The sequence below is a fragment of the Pseudophaeobacter sp. 1A09344 genome (assembly GCF_041008745.1).
GTDB classification, from domain to species: Bacteria; Pseudomonadota; Alphaproteobacteria; order Rhodobacterales; family Rhodobacteraceae; genus Phycobacter; species Phycobacter gallaeciensis_A.
The window spans coordinates 135,916-149,140 of the sequence record NZ_JAXGFS010000006.1 but is presented as its reverse complement, the minus strand read 5'-3'; the positions used below and the strand labels follow the sequence as shown (position 1 = coordinate 149,140).

The 13,225-nt window shown below is 61.5% G+C and carries 12 protein-coding genes and 1 tRNA gene; 4 read left to right on the top strand and 9 right to left on the bottom strand.

The window, feature by feature from the left end; all coding sequences use genetic code 11:
- Window position 1: 1 nt before the first annotated feature.
- The 7 genes from SM765_RS12290 to SM765_RS12260 form a co-directional block, all read right to left on the bottom strand.
- Window positions 2-823, bottom strand: coding sequence for an alpha/beta fold hydrolase (locus SM765_RS12290; protein WP_342455901.1), 822 nt, complete (start codon window positions 821-823; stop codon window positions 2-4).
- Window positions 820-2,358 (bottom strand): benzoate-CoA ligase family protein, encoded by a 1,539-nt coding sequence (locus SM765_RS12285; RefSeq protein ID WP_274838100.1) that lies wholly within the window; start codon window positions 2,356-2,358, stop codon window positions 820-822. The genes SM765_RS12290 and SM765_RS12285 overlap by 4 nt, the downstream gene beginning before the upstream one ends.
- Before the next feature lie 268 nt (window positions 2,359-2,626).
- Window positions 2,627-4,132, bottom strand: a complete 1,506-nt coding sequence (locus SM765_RS12280; RefSeq protein WP_274829907.1) for a TRAP transporter large permease — start codon at window positions 4,130-4,132, stop codon at window positions 2,627-2,629.
- Window positions 4,129-4,710, bottom strand: coding sequence for a TRAP transporter small permease (locus tag SM765_RS12275; protein ID WP_065271886.1), 582 nt, complete (start codon window positions 4,708-4,710; stop codon window positions 4,129-4,131). Before SM765_RS12275 ends, SM765_RS12280 begins: the two co-directional genes overlap by 4 nt.
- Before the next feature lie 73 nt (window positions 4,711-4,783).
- A complete protein-coding gene (locus tag SM765_RS12270) occupies window positions 4,784-5,830 on the bottom strand; it encodes a TRAP transporter substrate-binding protein (protein ID WP_065271885.1) in 1,047 nt (348 codons plus the stop codon).
- Window positions 5,831-6,346: 516 nt separating this feature from the next.
- Window positions 6,347-7,045, bottom strand: coding sequence for a fumarylacetoacetate hydrolase family protein (locus SM765_RS12265; protein WP_274838101.1), 699 nt, complete (start codon window positions 7,043-7,045; stop codon window positions 6,347-6,349).
- Window positions 7,046-7,203: 158 nt separating this feature from the next.
- Window positions 7,204-7,290, bottom strand: a tRNA-Leu gene (locus SM765_RS12260).
- A 233-nt stretch (window positions 7,291-7,523) separates the two neighbouring features.
- On the opposite strand from SM765_RS12260, the gene hemN reads away from it, so the two are divergent.
- Complete coding sequence (hemN, locus tag SM765_RS12255; protein ID WP_274838102.1) at window positions 7,524-8,879, top strand: oxygen-independent coproporphyrinogen III oxidase; 1,356 nt, start codon at window positions 7,524-7,526, stop codon at window positions 8,877-8,879.
- Between the two features lie 45 nt (window positions 8,880-8,924).
- Here the strand turns inward: hemN and SM765_RS12250 are convergent, their stop codons facing one another.
- Window positions 8,925-10,070: an alkane 1-monooxygenase gene (locus tag SM765_RS12250; RefSeq protein ID WP_274838103.1), complete on the bottom strand. Its 1,146-nt coding sequence runs from the start codon at window positions 10,068-10,070 to the stop codon at window positions 8,925-8,927.
- A 77-nt stretch (window positions 10,071-10,147) separates the two neighbouring features.
- A complete protein-coding gene (mutY, locus tag SM765_RS12245) occupies window positions 10,148-11,227 on the bottom strand; it encodes an A/G-specific adenine glycosylase (RefSeq protein ID WP_274838104.1) in 1,080 nt (359 codons plus the stop codon).
- Between the two features lie 84 nt (window positions 11,228-11,311).
- Here mutY and SM765_RS12240 point away from each other — a divergent pair, with 84 nt between their 5' ends.
- From SM765_RS12240 to SM765_RS12230, 3 genes are all read left to right on the top strand, one after another.
- Complete coding sequence (locus SM765_RS12240; protein WP_274829902.1) at window positions 11,312-11,839, top strand: DUF721 domain-containing protein; 528 nt, start codon at window positions 11,312-11,314, stop codon at window positions 11,837-11,839.
- Window positions 11,836-12,507, top strand: a complete 672-nt coding sequence (locus SM765_RS12235) for a DsbA family protein (protein ID WP_274835233.1) — start codon at window positions 11,836-11,838, stop codon at window positions 12,505-12,507. The genes SM765_RS12240 and SM765_RS12235 overlap by 4 nt, the downstream gene beginning before the upstream one ends.
- Window positions 12,508-12,697: 190 nt before the next feature.
- Window positions 12,698-13,180 carry a GFA family protein gene (locus SM765_RS12230; RefSeq protein ID WP_274838105.1) on the top strand — a complete coding sequence of 161 codons (483 nt, stop codon included), beginning with the start codon at window positions 12,698-12,700 and terminating at the stop codon, window positions 13,178-13,180.
- Window positions 13,181-13,225 lie beyond the last annotated feature (45 nt).

Below are 13,225 nucleotides of genomic sequence, written 5' to 3'. Positions count from 1 at the left end.
GTCAGGCGGTTTCGACCTCGGCGGCCTCGATCCGGGCCAGACGGCTGGTGAATTCGGCGACCGCGTCGATGACCTTTTGTGGCTGGTCCTGTTGTGGGCTGTGGCGACAATCCTCCAGCACCAGCATATCGCAGGGGCAATAGGTGCGTTCCTCGATCACCTCGACCTGGGCGAGGGTGCCGTATTGGTCCTCGCGGCCCTGAATGGCCAGAACCGGCACCCGCAGATAGTCGATCACATCTGCAACGTCCCAGTCACGGAAGCCTTCGTCGAGCCAAACATCGTTCCATCCACGGAAGGCGCCTTCGGGGTCCTTATGATATTTCGCCAGCTTCTCTTTCAGATCGCCGCTGTCATAAGCCTCTTTCGCCTTGGCGATTTCCGCAAGGCCACCCGGTTCGGTGAAGAAATGCGGCGCCATCAGGATCAGCCCGCGCACCCGGTGATCCAGCACGCTGCCGCCGTAGATCGCCGCGATAGTGGCGCCGTCGCTGTGGCCCATCAGCACGCCATGCTCCAGACCGATGGTATCCAGCAGCCCGGGCAGCACGTCCTTTGCCTCGCGGGTCATGAAATCGAGCGGCCGGGGCAGGGTCACGGGATCGGACTGGCCATAGCCCTGACGAGAATAGACAAAGACGCCCCAGCCGGTGGCCGCAGCCAGTTTTTCGGGGAAATCGCGCCACAGCGCCACGCAGCCCAGCCCTTCGTGCAGCAGCACAAGGGTTGGCGCCTGATCGGGCGCGGGCCCATGGCAGGCATATTCCAGATTGGCACCGCCTGCCGTGACCGTGCCACTTCCACCCCATTCAAACGCCATCATGCATCCTCCCGCAATTTGAAGCGCTGGATCTTGCCGGTTGCCGTCTTGGGCAGGTCGTCGGCATAGACGATCCAGCGCGGATATTTCCACTTGCCGACCTTTTCCTTCACAAACGCCTTGAGATCGGCGGTCAGGGCATCGTCCCCGGTCCCGTCCTTCAGCACGATATGGGCCTTGGGTTTTTCCAGACCTTCTTCGTCGCGGGCGGGTACAACGGCAGCTTCCAGCACGGCGGGATGGGCGACCAGCGCCTGCTCCAGCTCAAACGGTGACAGCCAGATGCCGGAGACCTTGAACATATCATCGGTACGGCCACAGTAGATGAAACGGCCATCCGCGCCGCGTTCGTATTTGTCGCCGGTGCGGGTCCATTCGCCTTCGAAGGTGCTGCGGCTCTTGCCGCGCTGGTTCCAGTATCCTTCGGCGGCCGAGGCACCGCGCACCAGAAGTTCGCCGATGCCACCCGCGGGCACTTCTTCGTCGTTCTCGTCCACAAGCCGCAGCTCGTACCCCGGCACCGCCACGCCGGAGGTGCCATAGACCACATCGCCGGGCGCGTTCGACAGGAAGATATGCAGCATCTCGGTCGAGCCGACACCATCAAGGATTTCGACGCCCCAGATGTCTTCCCATTTGCGGCCGACCTCTTCGGGCAGGGCCTCACCTGCGGAAATACAGCGGCGTAGGGGCGCGTCAGGTTTCTCGGCGGTTTCCAGCGCCGCGACCGTGGCCGCATAAAGCGTTGGCACGCCGCAATAGAGGGTTGGCTTTTCTGAATCGAGGATCGACAGCACCGAGTCCGGTGTCGGACGGCCATCGAACAGGATTGTGGTGGCGCCCACCGACAGCGGGAAGGTCATGCCATTGCCCAGCCCATAGGCGAAGAACAGTTTTGCCGCCGAGAAGATTACATCGTCCTCGGCCACCTGAAGCACCTGCGCGCCATAGGTGTCGGCGGTGGCAGCCAGCGCCCCATGCACATGGCGCACGCCCTTGGGTTGCCCGGTGGAGCCAGAGGAATAGAGCCAAAAGGCGGTTTCATCGGGGCAGCAGGCCACGGCCTCCATCGGCTCTGCCCCGGCAAGGAAATCCTCGAAACTGTCGCAGCCCTCCGGCGTTTCGCCGCCGATCACCACGACGCGCTGCAGATCGGGGCAGGCGGCGACGGCAGGTTCCACCACTGGCCACAAGGCGGCGCTGACAAACAGGATGGTGGCGCGGCTATCTTTAAGGATGACCTCGTAAACCGAGGTGGACAGCAGGGTGTTGAGCGGCACCGGCACGACACCGGCCTTGAGCGCGCCCCAGAAGATCTGCGGGAATTCGATCTGATCCAGCACCAGCATGGCGGCGCGGGATTCGCGGGCTATGCCCGCCCGGCGCAGGGCGCCTGCCATCCGGTCCGAGCTTTCGGCCAGATCGCCATAGGTCAGCTGCCGCTGCGCTCCGGCGGCCTCCCGGAAGGCCACCTTGTCCGGGCGCTCGCTCCGGTGGCGATCCACAAAATATCCTGCCGCATTGCCGCTGGGTGTCATCCTCGCTCCTCCCTGATGTGCCGCGGAAGGCGCGGGGCGCTCCGGCGGCCTGCGCGGCCCTCCCCGGCGGCGCAGTCGTGTTCTGGGACGGATTAATGCACCGGTCGCAAAATAATGCAACATATCGCTGCAATAAACTGCACTATTTTGCACATATTTCCGCTGATGAAGGTCCGAGGCGGGCCGGTCTGGTGGCTCGCAGACAAAAAATCCCCCCGCCAGAGGTCTGACGGGGGGGATCAATTGCAGGGGTCGTCGGACCCGATGGTCAGTGCAGCAGCATCAGTGGCAGCAGCGTGATGATCGGGAAGGCAACCAGGATAATCACCCGGATGATGTCGGATGCCACAAAGAACATCACCGCCTTGTAGGTGTCGACCATACGGGTGGTCCGATCCATCGCGTTGATAATGAACAGGTTCATCCCCACAGGCGGAGTGATCAGGCCAACCTCGACCACGATCAGAACCAGAATGCCGAACCAGATGGCGACGTATTCCGATTCGATCCGGTTGACGCGGCCTTCGGTGACGCGGATGCCCAGTTCCTTCATCTGCTCCCGGGTCAGTTCCATGCCGTTGGCAATGGCTTCCTGTATCGAGGCCAGCATTTCAGCCCCCATGCCATCCGGCACCCCGTTGCGCAGCACCTCCATCGCTGCATCCGCCTGCATCGCGGGCAGGGACAACAGACCAAAGTCCATCACCGAGATCACCGGGAAGAAGATCGGAATGGTCAGCAGAATCATCGACAGGCTGTCCATCAGGCATCCAAAGACCAGGTAGAAGGCCAGGATCAGCGCCAGAACCACCCATGGGCTCAGCCCCTGGCTGACGACGAAATCTGCCAGTTCCTGCGGCACCTTGGTCAGCGCGAGGAAGCCGTTATAAAACCCGGCGCCCAGCACGATGAAAAAGATCATCGCGGTCGAACGGGCGGTGACGATAAAGCTATCGACCATGGTTTCGCGGTTCAGACCGCCATTCAGCCAGGCGATGAAACCGGTGCCGAATGCGCCTACGGCTGCACCCTCGGTCGGGGTGAACCAACCGGCGTAGATGCCGCCGACCACCAGGCCAAAGACCAGCAGAACCGGCCAGACCTTGACCAGGTTTTCCATCCGTTCCGCCCAGGGAACCGAGGGGCGGGTGCCCGCGCTTTCGGGGAACATGCGCACATAGATCGAAATCGCGATGACATATCCAACCGCGGCGAGGATGCCGGGAATGAAGGCTGCAAGGAACAGCTTGGCGATATTCTGCTCGGTCAGGATGGCATAGATCACTAGCACCACTGAAGGCGGGATCAGGATGCCTAGCGTGCCGCCCGCCGCCAGTGTTGCGGTCGAGAAGCCACCGGCATAGCCGTATTCCTTCAGCTCGGGCAGGGCGACGCGGCCCATAGTTGCCGCCGTGGCCAGCGAGGAGCCGCAGATGGCGCCAAAGCCGGCGCAGGCCCCGATCGAGGCCATGGCGACGCCGCCTTTCTTGTGGCCAAGGAAACTGGCGGCCGCCCTGAACAGGGCCGACGACATGCCGCCCAGCGTTGCGAAATGCCCCATCAGCAGGAACATCGGCACGATGGTCAGCGAATAAGAGGAAAAGGTCGAGTAGGTCTCGCTTTTCAGGCGCCCAAAGGCAACCTGGGTTCCGTCGGTGACCAGGATCAACCCGACCAGGCCCACCAGGAACATCGAAAGCCCGATGGGAACCCGAAGGAAGATCAGGATCATCAGGATGGGGAATGAGGATATTCCGATTTCAAGAGCTGTCACTGCTCACCCTCCACACCGTCCCACAGCTCAATGCGGCCGGTCATAAATTCGGTTGTACGCACGATCGCGACATAGATCGCCACCACAGCAGCCATGCTGGAGGCGAAGAGGCTGGCGGCATAGGCCCACCAGGTAGGAAACTCGAGCAGGAACGACGTCTCGCCATTGTAGTACTTGCCGACCATGCCGGCGCCGAGCCGTTCTGTGATCAGGGCGAGAACCCCCGCGAACAGGATCGCGACCACCATGCGCAGGAACCGGTTCACCTTGACGGGAAAGGCGTTTGCCACCACGTCGACCGAGGCATGGCCCGATGTGATCTGGCACAGTGGGATAAACGCGAAGATGGCGAATGCCACGCCGGCCTCTACCAGTTCGAAGTCCCCGTTGATTGGTCCGATGTAGTTGATCAGCCAGTCTGACAGCGCAGGAGCGAGCCCTTGCATGAGGCTTCCGTGCAGCACGCCGTTCAGCAGGCGGCCGATGATCGAAAGGCAGGTCAGGATGATCAGGAGAACGAGGACCATACCGCCCAATATGGCCATCTTCCTGGCCAACCCCATCATGAGCTTTTGCATGGTGTTTACCCTTTTCTGAGTACGCAAAGGGCCGCGGCACGGGTGCGCTGCGGCCCTTTGACTATGCTACCGCTTACTTCACGTATTGCGGTGTGTATTTTTCGATCAGGTAGGTTGCTTCTTCCAGCAGGGCCTGCCCGTCGATGCCTTTTTCAGTCATGTCGGCCAGCCATTTGTTGTAGATCGGCTGAGCCAGCGCGCGCCACTCGTCGGTCTGTTCCTGGCTGAGGGTGATGACGTTGTTGCCGTTGTCCAGCGCAAATTCGCGGGCCGGGCCGTCGGAATCTGCTTGGGTGCCGCCGGCGAAGACGGAGAACTCCAGACCGGAGTTGTCGTCGATGGCCTTCTTCAGATCATCGGGCAGGCTTTCATACTTGTCCTTGTTCATCGCCAGAACGAAGGTCAGGGTATAAAGCGCCTTGCCGGTGAATTCGGTGTGGTTCTCGACCAGTTCCGGAACTTTCAGAGCGGTGGTGACTTCCCACGGGATGGTGGTGCCGTCGATCACGCCTTTGGACAGGCCTTCGGGAATCGCGGGAACCGGCATGCCGACGGGGGTTGCGCCCAGTTCGGTCAGCAGCGCGTTGACCGAGCGGGAACCGCCACGGATCTTCATGCCCTGCAGGTCGGCGGGGGTTTCAACCGGATCCGTGGTGTGGATCATACCGGGGCCGTGCACCCAGGTGCCCAGGATGTGGACGTCCTTGAACTCGGTGTCCTTCATGTGGCGTTCGAACATTTCCCAATAAGCGTGCGAGGTGGCACGCGCGTTGGTCATCATGAAGGGCAGTTCGAAGACTTCGGTCGACGGGAAGCGGCCCGGCGTGTAGCCGACCACGGTCCAGACGATGTCGGCAACGCCGTCGATGGCCTGGTCCATCAGTTCCGGCGGCTTGCCGCCCAGCTGCATGGAGGGATAGCGGTCGATCTTGATACGGCCATTCGAGGAGGCCTCAACGTTGTCGGCCCAGACATCCAGAACCAGTTTCGGCACATTTGCCTGCGCCGGCAGGAATTGGTGCAGCTTCAGCGTTACCTCCTGCGCGAAGGCGGATGTGGCGCATACTGCGGCAATGGCCGCCGCGCCTGCTGCGCCAAGAATCTTTCTGCGAGTGGTCATGTGATTCCTCCCTTTGACCCTACTTCCAAGCAACATAATGCAGGCAACTAACATTATTGCAATATATTGCCTATTTTCTTTCTGTTTTGGTCCCTTCCACACCCCTGCGGATCACAAAACAAACTTCGCTGACCTCCTGCTATTTGGTGCATTTGTAACCATCAACAGCAGATCATGCATTTTTCACTCATGAATTGGCTGGTCCCAAATCAGCGCTCAGACTCGTTTAGAAAATGTTACAAGATTTTCATATCTGAGCCGTGATGGATACATTCGAGCATTTCATTTCGTGAAGATCAATCACTGATTGGCGCAGGAGCCATGAAAAAAGACATTTCGGCGGATCGCTGCCTTGCCGCTGCGGTCGCAACCCTCCCTATCGCTGCGCAGGACTGTGGTACGCTTTGCGCACAGCCCTGTAATTGATAGGGCCAAGGCGCCGGGATCAGGAATGGACCCAGCGCACATATTCTTGACGGTTTCGAACCTTCGGGGCGGCTCTATGGCCCTTTGATCTTATTCAGCGGCGCTGAGGGTCAGTTCGACCTGACTCAACCCGTCGATTCCGCCAGTCATCGACTGTCCGGCTGTTACCGCTCCCACTCCTGCTGGGGTGCCGGTGAGGATCAGATCGCCCGGCCGCAGGTGGTAATAACCCGACAAGTGGCAGAGGATGTCCTCGACCGACCAGATCATCTCATCCAGGCTGGCATCCTGACGTATTTCACCGTCGACGCTAAGCCAGATCCGCTTGCCCGCTGGGCCGTCCCAGTCAGCGCTGCGGGTCAGGGGGGCGAAAACCGTGCCTTGCTCCAGATCCTTGCCCAGATCCCAGGGGCGCCGTTTGTCCTTTGCCTGCCCCTGCAGATCCCGGCGTGTCATGTCCAGCGCGCTGCCATAGCCATAAACCGCTGTGCGGGCCTCTTCCGGCGTGGCGCGGAACAGCGGCGCGCCGATGGCCACGGCCAGCTCCATCTCGTGGTGGAAATCAGAGGTGCCAAGCGGGTAGGGCACGGTAGCGCCGGTCAGAATCGCATTGGCTGCGGATTTGGTGAAGTAAAAGGGCGCTTCGCGGTCGACCTCATTGCCCATCTCGGCAGCATGTGCGGCGTAGTTGCGCCCGACGCAGAAGATACGCCCGATGGGATAGGTGCGGTCCTCTCCCAGAACCGGGATCGTAGCGGTTTCGGGCAGGGTAAACAGGGTATCGGTCATCTCGGGCGCTCCTGATGGTCACGGGCTGGGCTGTGGTATCGTGATGGATGCCTAGCACAGGAAAACCCGTCTCGCAGCCCCGCACGGACCGATCACGGACAGCGACAGATCAGAGGCGCTCGGGGCCAAGATACTACAACAATTTCAGGAGAATGATATGGTGCCCAGAAGAGGACTCGAACCTCCACGTCCATACGGACACTAGCACCTGAAGCTAGCGCGTCTACCAATTCCGCCATCTGGGCACGGGTTGGTGAGGGGCCGTATAAGCAGAGTCGCGCGGGGCGTCAAACTCAAAATGCGCCCAATGTCACAAATTTTTTGTGCGGGGATGGCTGCTGCCGATGTCCCGCGAATTCAGGCGGTTGATGGGGCCTTTCTGGCTGGACCGTTGCAATAGCCGACCGGGTGGGTGATTTTTCCCGTGCAATTTGATCCTGCGCAAAGTCAGCGCGCGCCTGAGCGGCAAAAAGGCGGTATGACACAGATTGACCGCCTTGCCGCCCTTGGCCTGTTTGACAGCCGGGTGCCCCGCTACACCTCCTACCCGACCGCTCCGGTCTTTTCTTCCGCCGTGGGTGCGGCGGAACAGGTCGGGCATCTTGATGCGCTTGATCCGGCGGTTCCGGTTTCGGTGTATCTGCATATCCCGTTCTGCGAGCGGCTGTGCTGGTTCTGCGCTTGCCGGACCCAGGGCACCCGTCGGCCCGAGCCGGTGGAAAGCTATGTCGAAACGCTGGAGGCCGAGCTGAAGCTGGTCGCGCCGCATCTGCCCGCGGGGCTGCAGATGGGGCGGTTGCACTGGGGCGGTGGCACGCCGACCATCCTGCCGCCAGCGCTGATCCACAGGCTGGCCCAGGCGGTCAAGGCGGTCTTCCCGCCGACGCCGGACTGGGAGTTCTCGGTCGAGATCGACCCGACGCTGGTGGACCGGGACAAGATCGCGGCGCTGGCCGAAGAGGGCATGAACCGGGCCAGCATCGGTATTCAGGACTTCAATCCCGAGGTGCAGGCCGCCATCGGCCGCGAGCAGCCCTACGAGGTGACGCGCGCCTGCGTCGAGGATCTCCGCGAGGCGGGGATCACCTCGCTTAATGCCGATCTGGTCTATGGCCTGCCGCATCAGGACGCCGCGCGTCTGGCCGATACGGTTGAAAAGGTGCTGAGCCTTGGGCCGGACCGGATCGCGCTGTTCGGCTATGCCCATGTGCCCTGGATGGCGAAACGGCAGGAGCTGATCGACGAATCCGCTCTGCCCGGTGATCCCGAACGCTATGATCTGGCCTGCGCGGCTGCGGATCAGTTCCGCGCCGCTGGTTATGAAACGATTGGTATCGACCATTTTGCTCTGCCCGAGGACGGCCTCGCCAAGGCGGCCAAAAGCGGCCACCTGCGGCGCAATTTCCAGGGCTATACTGATGACCGGTGCCCGACGCTGATCGGGTTGGGCGCCTCTTCGATTTCGCGTTTTGCCGGGGGATATGTGCAGAACGCCGCTGCGACCCCCGCCTATGTGGAGCGGATCGAAAAGGGGCAGCTCGCCGGGGCACGGGGCCACGAGATGAGCGAAGAGGACCATCTGCGTGGCCGCGCCATCGAGATGATCATGTGCGATTTCCGTCTGGACCGCGCCGCGCTGGAACGAGAGTTCGGAGATCTGTCGCGCAGTATCGATCCCGATCTGGTCGCCGTTCAGGCCCGGTTCGGGGATCTGGTGACTCTTGACGCCAAGGCGCTGGAAATCCGCCCCCAAGGGCGCGCCCTGACCCGGCTGATCGCAAGCCATTTTGATGCCCATAAACCCGAAGGCGCCCGCTATAGCCGTGCCTCCTGAGCCGCGTGTGCCGGGGTCTGTGTGGCCCCGGCGTCAGCATCCTCGTCAGCGGGGCATCGGGTTGCGGGCCTTGTTGTAGACCGTCCAGTCGGTGATTTCCGGATAATACATCTGGCGCCAATGGCGTACGCGCGGGTTCATCACCCGGCGCCACAGCGGCGGCATCATCGCAGCCACCGTCATCACCGGATAGCCATAGGGCAGCTGCGGCGCGTCTGCCTCGGTATAGTTCTGCAGCAGCGGGAAGCGCCGGTCGGGTTTATAGTGGTGATCGGAATGGCGTTGCAGATTGATCAGCAGCCAGTTTGACGCCTTATGCGCCGCGTTCCAGGAATGGCAGGGGCGCACCGGTTCGTATTTGCCGTCCCCCAGATGTTTGCGGGTCAGCCCGTAGTGTTCGACGTAGTTGACCAGCTCCAGCTGCCAGATGGCGACGCCCGCCTGCACCAGAAACAGCACCAGCCCGCCAAACCCGCCCAGCAGAACCGCCAGCACCAGCATGGCCGCCTGCAGCGCCCAGTAGCGGAAGAACGGATTGGCCGGATCGCTCCAGGGGCGGTCCTTCTTGGCCAGTTTTTCCTTTTCGGCGCGGAATGCCGATTGCCAGCATTGCCGCAGCACCCGCGGGTAAAAGCGGTGGAAACCTTCATTGTAGCGCGCGGTGACAGGATCGCGCGGCGTGCCGACATAGCGGTGATGCACCAGCAGGTGTTCGGAGCGGAAATGCGAGTAAAGCACCATCGCCAGCAGGATATCCGCCAGCCAGCGTTCCGCCCTGCTGCGCTGGTGCATCAGCTCGTGACTGTAGTTGATGCCCACGGTGCCGCTGACCACGCCCATGCCAAAGAAGATGCCGAATTTTTCCAGCCCACTCAGTGCCTCGCTGCCCGCCACGTAGAAGATCAGGCCAAACAGCGTCAGGAACTGGATCGGCACCCAGGCGATGGTCAGCAGGCTGTACCAGCGCAGATCCTCTTCGGGCGTCATCGGGTCGGCATTGTCGAGGTTGAGGCCGAAAACCCCGTCGAGCGCCGCAAAGAGATACCATGTCACCAGTGGCGTCAGCAGTACCCACCAGCCACCCATGATGGCGGAGAACCACAACAGCGGCACCAGCAGGAAGGACAGCCAGAACGGCAGGGCCGATTGCCAGCGGCTCAGGGTTTCCGGGGCGATCTTGGCGGCGATCATCGTCAGCACTCCCAAAGTATGGCGCGTCGGGAAAACCCTAAGCCGGGTCCGGCCCAAACCCAAGAGGTCGAATGGCCTCAGTCGCCGCCGGTCTGCCCGCCACGCCACAGGTCAAAGGCCTTGCGCATCACCGTCGGCAGGTCCGAGGGACGAAACGCGTGTCGGGTGATGATCTCCTGTTGCTCCGCAGGTTCAAAACCCTCTGGCAGCTCTGCCACCATCACCCGCAGGATCAGGTGGAAATGGGTGAAGGTATGGCGCACCTCGGCGCCGAGATCCTGCCAATCCGCGTCAAACGGCGGCGCAGGCTGGGGCGACTCGCCCCATTCCGGGCCGGGCCAGCCCAGCATCCCGCCCAAAAGCCCCTTGTCCGGTCGCCGCTCCAGCAGCCAGTCCCCGGCGCTGCTGCGGGCCAGATAGACGATGCCGTGACGGGTGGGCTTGGCTTTCTTTGGGGTCTTCTTTGGCAATTCAGGCGCGGTGCCTGCGATTCGCGCAGCGCAGGGCTCCCGCCAGGGGCAGATGCCGCAGGCGGGTGATTTCGGGGTGCAGATGGTGGCGCCCAGATCCATCACCGCCTGTGCATAGCAGCCGGGACGGACCTCAGGGGTCAGCTCGGCGGCGCGGTCCTTCAGCAGCGGTTTTGATCCCGGCAGCGGATCGTGAATATCATGCAGCCGCGCCATCACCCGCTCCACATTGCCATCCAGAACGGTTTCGGGGCGGTCGAATGCGATCGAGGCGATGGCCGCCGCCGTATAGGGGCCGATCCCCGGCAGTTTCAGCAGCGCCTCGTAGCTGTCGGGAAAAGTGCCATCCAGCTCCTGAGCCACCACCCGGGCGCATTTCAGCAGGTTGCGGGCGCGGGCGTAGTAGCCAAGGCCCGCCCATTCCGCCATTACGTCGGCATCCGCGGCCGCGGCAAGGTCCTCGACCCGGGGCCAGCGGGCGGTGAAGCGCTGAAAATAGTCGGTCACGGCGGCCACGGTGGTCTGCTGCAACATCACCTCGCTCAGCCAGACACGATAGGGGTCGGGCCGCACCCCGGCGGCGCGGTCTGCCGGGCCGGTCCGCCAGGGCATGTCCCGCGCCTGCCGGTCGTACCAGTCCAGGATGTCGCGGCTGAGCCCGCCTGGATCTGCATTCAGATCACGCATAGTTTACTCCCGGTTCCTGCCTTTTTCTGGCCCCTGCAAACGGACCCTTTACAATAGGGCGGTCAGTCACGCAAAACCACAGTTATGGCATTCAGGCGCAGCAGCACACGCGGGTTCGCACGGACTTCCAAGCTTTTGAACGACCAGATCCGCAAGGCTGGCGAAAGTCGGGGCTTTGCGGTGTCGCGCCTGTTGACCCATTGGGAAGAGATCGTCGGGGCCGATCTGGCGGCAATGGCCCGGCCGGTCAAGGTCGGCTATGGGCGCAGTTCTTTCGGAGCAACGCTGACGGTGCTGACCACCGGGGCCAATGCGCCGATGCTGGAGATGCAGAAGGAACGGCTGCGCGAAAAGGTGAACGCGGTCTATGGCTACAATGCGATTTCCAAGGTGCTGATCACCCAGACCGCGCCGATCGGGTTTTCCGACGGTCAGGTCTCGTTCAAATACGCACCCAAGGAGAACACCCCACTGCAGCCTGATCCACAGGCCGTATCCGAGGCCGCCGCGGCGGCCGAAGGGGTGGGAAACGAAGAGTTGCGCGCCGCGCTGGAACGGCTGGGGCGCAACGTTCTGACAAAACAGAAAACAATTCGAAAGGGGTATGAATGACCCGTCTTATGTCTGGTGTCTTTGCCGTGGTGGCTGTCGCTGCCGGCGCCTATGCCATCTCTGGGCTGAGTGGCCAAAACCGGCTGCCCGAAAACCCGCTGATCGGGGCCGCCTATGCCCAGGACGCGGAGGTCGATACCTCGACCATCACCGAAATGGTGCAGGGCGCCGAGGACGCGCCGGTGACCCTGATCGAATACGCTTCTTACACCTGTCCGCATTGTGCCAACTTCCACACGGGCCCCTACAAGAAGCTGAAAGAGGAATATATCGACACCGGCAAGGTGAAGTTCATCTACCGCGAGGTCTACTTTGACCGCTACGGTCTTTGGGCTTCGATGATCGCGCGCTGCGCTGGTCCCGAGAAATTCTTTGGCATGACCGATCTGATCTTCAAGGAGCAGTCCGACTGGGCCCGTGCCGGTGGCGCCACCGAGATCGTTGACGCGCTGCGCAAGATCGGTCGCCTCGCCGGGCTTGAGAACGATCAGCTGGAAGCCTGCCTGCAGGATGGCACCAAGGCGCAGACTCTGGTGACCTGGTATCAGGAAAACGCCGAAGAGCACGACGTGACCGCGACGCCGTCCTTCGTGCTGAACGGCAAGAAGATCGAAAACCAGTCCTATGACTCCTTCAAGGCGCTGATCGAGGCCGAACTGGAAGGTTGATCCCCCTTCCGGATCCACGCGAACAGAAAACCCGGTCCGATGTGGCCGGGTTTTTCATTGGTCATATCAGAAGATCACGTTGATCCGCTGTGAGCCCAATTTCCCGGGTGCTGCGCTCTGCTCGAATGTCTGCTTGGCATAGTACATAGAGCTCTGGCTCCAAACTGATTTGAGAAGGTTGAGAGAAATAATGACAACTGGATTAACTGGAAGCTGCCTATGCGGGCAGGTAGCTTACGACACGGGTAGCGAGCCGCTTTGGATCACCATTTGCCATTGCCGTTTCTGCCAACGTGCCACGGGCTCGGATCGAATGATCCAGCCAGTTTTTGAGAGGCGTGGATTTAACTTCGGAGCTGTCAGACCGAAGGTCTATACACAACCGTCAGACGGAAGCGGCAAGAATATCAACGTACACTTCTGTCCGGATTGCGGAACAAAACTGGCGCTGACTTTCGAACGGTGGCCAGACAAGATCGGCCTCTACATTGGAACGCTGGATAACCCTCATGCGGTCAAGATTGGGCCCGACAATTGCAAGCACATCTTCGTCTCCGAAGCGCAGCCAGGGACCCTCCTGCCTCCGGAAGTGAAGGTCTTTGATCGTCACGTAGCGGAGAGCGATGGTACGCCAATCGAGCCAACCATTTATTCGAAGCCCGTCACCACTTAACAAAAGCAGCCGTTCGCGCAGCCGCAGCGAATGATCCCTTCTGTC